The organism is Zemynaea arenosa (genome assembly GCF_004614185.1).
GTDB classification, from domain to species: domain Bacteria; phylum Pseudomonadota; class Gammaproteobacteria; order Burkholderiales; family Burkholderiaceae_D; genus Telluria; species Telluria arenosa.
Genome location: NZ_SPVF01000055.1, coordinates 1 through 4288, shown reverse-complemented (window position 1 = coordinate 4288; position 4288 = coordinate 1). Strand labels below are relative to the sequence as shown.

The 4288-nt window shown below is 68.1% G+C and carries 5 protein-coding genes; 2 read left to right on the top strand and 3 right to left on the bottom strand.

The features are described 5' to 3' along the window. The 3 genes from E4L96_RS03685 to E4L96_RS03675 all read right to left on the bottom strand — a co-directional run. Nucleotides 1–946: ExeA family protein (locus E4L96_RS03685; protein ID WP_135205881.1), on the bottom strand; the 946-nt coding region annotated here is incomplete at its 3' end. Between the two features lie 27 nt (nucleotides 947–973). Then, nucleotides 974–1465: a hypothetical protein gene (locus E4L96_RS03680; protein ID WP_135205880.1), complete on the bottom strand. Its 492-nt coding sequence runs from the start codon at nucleotides 1463–1465 to the stop codon at nucleotides 974–976. A gap of 9 nt (nucleotides 1466–1474) precedes the next feature. Beyond that, nucleotides 1475–1648 carry a hypothetical protein gene (locus E4L96_RS03675; protein WP_229414210.1) on the bottom strand — a complete coding sequence of 58 codons (174 nt, stop codon included), beginning with the start codon at nucleotides 1646–1648 and terminating at the stop codon, nucleotides 1475–1477. Between the two features lie 257 nt (nucleotides 1649–1905). Here E4L96_RS03675 and E4L96_RS03670 point away from each other — a divergent pair, with 257 nt between their 5' ends. Both E4L96_RS03670 and E4L96_RS03665 read left to right on the top strand, forming a co-directional pair. Further along, a complete protein-coding gene (locus E4L96_RS03670) occupies nucleotides 1906–3270 on the top strand; it encodes a GIN domain-containing protein (protein WP_135205878.1) in 1365 nt (454 codons plus the stop codon). A 278-nt stretch (nucleotides 3271–3548) separates the two neighbouring features. Then, the coding region (locus E4L96_RS03665; RefSeq protein WP_135205877.1) for a glucosamine kinase nucleotide-binding domain-containing protein at nucleotides 3549–4288 on the top strand (740 nt) is incomplete at its 3' end.

Here is a 4288-nt window from a genome sequence, read left to right as displayed (position 1 = left end):
GGTTCGCTGCGGTCTGCGTGGCCGCGCCCTGCGCCCGCTCGCCCGGCGCGGCGTGCCACACCGCGGCCGCTGCCAGCAGCGCCACCGACAAACCACCGGCCAGGGCAAATGGCCACAGCCTGCGCGCGGCCGGAGCCTGGCCAGGGAACACCTCCTGGGCGGCACGCCGCAAGATCGCCTTGGTGACCACCGGGCTGTTCTCAACATACGCCCCGAGCAGCGCCCGGTCGCACAGCAGGTTAATCCGCCGCGGCACGCCCCCGGTGAGTTTTTGCACCAGCGGGACCACCGGAAACGGAAACGGCGACGGCCCGGTGAGCCCCGCCACCGCCAACCGGTGCTGGATATAGCTCCCCGTTTCCTCTTCCGACAAGGAGCCCAGGTGGAAGCGCGCGATCACGCGCTGCCCCAGCTGCTCCAGTTCCGGCCGCGCCAGCATGTCCCGCAACTCCGGCTGCCCGATCAGGATGATCTGCAGGAGCTTGCGTTCACTAGTCTCCAGGTTGGTCAGCAGGCGCAGTTGTTCCAGCACGTCTGCCGACAGGTTCTGCGCCTCGTCGATGACCAGCACGTTGTTGCGCCCCGCCGCATGGCTGGCCAGCAGGTGCGCGTTGATGCGGTCCACATAGCCCTTCACGCTCGCCCCCGCGGCCGCCGCGATGCCGAATTCGTCGCAGATGGCCTGCAGCAGTTCCTCGACCGTGAGCTTGGGATTGAAGATGTACGCCAGCTGTGTGTCGGCCGGTATCTGCTCGATGAAACAGCGGCACACGGTGGTCTTGCCTGCCCCGATCTCCCCGGTCAGCAGCACGAAACCGCCGCCGCCCCCGACCCCGTACAGCAGGTGCGCCAGCGCCTCGCGATGGCGCTCGCTCATGAACAGGTAGCGCGGATCAGGCGCGATGGAAAACGGCGGTTGCTTGAGCTGGAAGTATTGGGTGTACATCGGGCAGATGATATCCGGGGGCCGCCGTCAGGGCTGTTGCTTGAACTTCGCGCAGTAGATCTTGGACCGCTGCTTGAAGTAGACAATGCGGCTGCCGGGGCTCGATTCCAGCACCGGGAAGGCCGAGAGATCCGCCTGCACATGGCGCACCCCGGCCGCATCATGGATGGACTGCTCCAGCTGCGCGGGCGTCGAGTCGGTGACGGCGGCGATGAAGGTGACGTTGCTGCTGTCGTCGCTCACCATCACGTCCGTGACGTTAGCGCCCCACAGGGAGGCCTCCGCCTTGTACCACCAGGCCCCGCCTTCGTGCTTGTACGGCGGCCCGAAGGCCGCGGTGAGCCAGGACTGGAAGTAGCCGTTATCGAGGTGGCTGCGGCACAGCAGCGCACTGCCGATCACCGGGGCAAAGGTCGAGGGCACGGCTTGCGCGGCCGGTGCCGCAGACAGCGCGAGGACGAGCGTCGCCAGCGCGGCCGAGGCGCGCGGGGGGAGGAAGCAACGTCCCGGCTGGGGCATCCCGGCGGGTCAGAGCTTGGACAGCCAGGCGCGGTTGGCCGCGATCTTGGCCTTGGCCGCCGGGGGCAGCGCCTCATAGCAGCCCGGGTACTGCTTCAGGGCCGCTTCGCGCACTTCCTTCTGCTGCCCATTGATGATGAAGACGTAGACCGTCCCCCCATCCGGGTTGTTCCGGGTACCCATGTACCTGATCATACTGTTCTCCGTACTCTTTTCCATTGGACGCTCGAGCGCCCATACACCACATTATGACACCTGACCAGAGGCTTTCGCTACACGTGGCAGGGTGACAAGCGGGCCTTCGGCCCCCCCCGCCTGTCGCGCTTTTCTGCCGTTGAATCCACGTTTTGCCCCGCTCGTCGGAGAGCGCGGGCGCGGGCCGGGCCGCCGGGCTTACTCTTCAGGCTATCCAAACGGTCAACGCATTTTCGCGACACATCATGCCCACCACGCTCAAACACATCGCCTTTGCCGCCGCCCTCACCTGCGGAGCCATCGCCGCCATGCCCTCGGGCGTAGCCGCTTCGTCCACCACGCCGCCGGCCAATGCGGTCACCGAAAAGCGCCCGGTCAGCGCGTTCCGCGCGATCGAAACCTCCGGCCCCTATCGCGTGATCGTCCACGCCCAGGGCCCGGTCTCGGTGCAGGCTACCGGCACGGCGGCGCAGCTGGCGGACATCGAGACCGTGGTCACCGGCGACACCCTGGTGGTGCGGCCGAAGACGCGCCACATGTTCAGCTTCGGCTTTCGCCACCGCGAGCAGGAGCCCATCATCGTCATTACGGCACCGATGGTGAAAAGCTTGAAGGCGTCTGGTAGCGGAGACGTGGATATCGACCAGGTCAGCGGCGATGCTTTCAGCCTGACGCTCAACGGTCCAGGCGACGTCCAGGCCTCCGGCACCGTGCGCGACCTGCAGGTCGAGAGCCGCGGCGCGGGCGACCTGTCCCTGCGCCAGCTGCGTGCCACCAACGCCACGGTGCGCATGGGCGGGCCGGGCGAAGTCGAAATGGCCGGCCTGTCCGGCGAGCTGACGGCGGAAGTCTCGGGCGCCGGCGACCTGGATGCGACCCAGCTGCGGCTGTCCCGCGTCAGCGTGCAGCAGCGCGGGCCGGGCAATGTGCACTTGGCGGGCAGCGCCCGCGACGGCCGCTTCGAGGTCTCGGGCGCCGGCGACCTGGAAGCGTGCAGCCTGGTGCTGGACGGCCCGGCCTCGGCCAACCTGCGCGGCCCGGGTAACGCCTGCGTCGGCGGCACCATCCGCAAGCTGGACGCGGAAGTCCACGGCGCCGGCGACCTGACGGTGCGCGGCCTGGCTGCCAGCAGCGTGAAGCTGATTTCCGGCGGCCCCGGCGAAACGGAACTGCAGGGCAGCGCGGACGTGCTGTCGGCGGAACTGAGCGGCTCCGGCGACCTCGATGGCCGCCACCTGCAAGTGAAAACCGCCACGGTGCGCGGGCGCGGCCCCGGCGATGTCGAACTGGCCACCGTGAGCGAGTCGCTGGACGCGGACATGCACGGCTCCGGCCAGCTGTCGGGCACCATCAACGGCCGCAAACTGGTCTTGCGCATGGGCGGGCCGGGCGACGTCCACCTGGACGGCCACGTCGACAGTGTGAACGCCGTGCTGACCGGCTCCGGCAACCTGGAAGGACGCGGCCTGTTCGCGGGCAGCAGCGACGTGCAAGTGCGCGGCCCGGGCGTGGCCTACCTGAACACCAAACCGGGGGCCGAGACGCGCACCGCCGCCCGGGCCGTGATGATCGACCGCTCCGGCATCCATCAGCCGTCCGAACGGGACTGAATGTCACACTGAATCCGCCTTTTGGAAACGTTTCCCCCAACGGCCCGCCTTTCCGGCGGGCCGTTTCATTTGCGGCAATACCGGGCGTACCAGCTGCGGCCAAACCAGCGCCAAAGTAATACCATTCGCCGTCTTGGCAGTTCCTTTTGGATTCAATGACTTGCAGAGATAACGCATACCAGTCTGAGCGCCGGTTGTAATACCACTTAAATACCTGTTGACAAGCTGGTTAGCCAACCATATAGTGCGCTGACAACTGGTATTAAGACCTCATTCACATGATCCAATTCCTCATCGGCGCCGACGGCGGCGGAACCGGCACCCGGGTGCGCCTCGCCACGGCCGATGGCACGGAACTGGGCCAGGGCCAGGCCGGCCCCTCCGGGCTGGCCCACGGCATCGGCAAGGCCTGGGCCGCGATCGGCAGCGCTATCGACGCCGCCTGTGCCGCCGCAGGGATCATGCGGCCCGCGAACGCCGCCATGGCGCTCGGCGCCGGTCTCGCGGGTGTCCATAACAAGGAATGGGCCGCGCAGTTCACCGCCGCCAACCCCGGCTTCTCCGCCCTGCGGTTGGCAACCGACGGCTTCACCACCCTGATGGGCGCCCACGGCGGCGCGCCCGGCTGCATCGTGGCGCTCGGCACGGGCAGCGTGGGCGAGGCCTTGCTGGCCGACGGAACGCATATCGAGGTCGGCGGGTGGGGCTTCCCGGCCGGGGATGAAGCCAGCGGCGCATGGCTGGGCCTGCGAGCCATCAACCATGTCGAGCAGGTGCTGGATGGCCGCGTGCCGTCCTCCGACTTTGCGAGCGCCGTGATCGACACCTTGGGCGGGAGCCGGGACGCAATCCAGGTCTGGCTCGGCGGCGCCACGCAGACGGCCTATGCCAGCCTGGCGCCGGTCGTCATCCGCCACGCGCAGACTGATGCCACGGCGCGCAGCTTCCTGGTCGAGGCAGGCCATCAGGTCGCGCTGATGGCCAATGCGCTGGACAAGACGGGCCGGTTGCCGCTGGC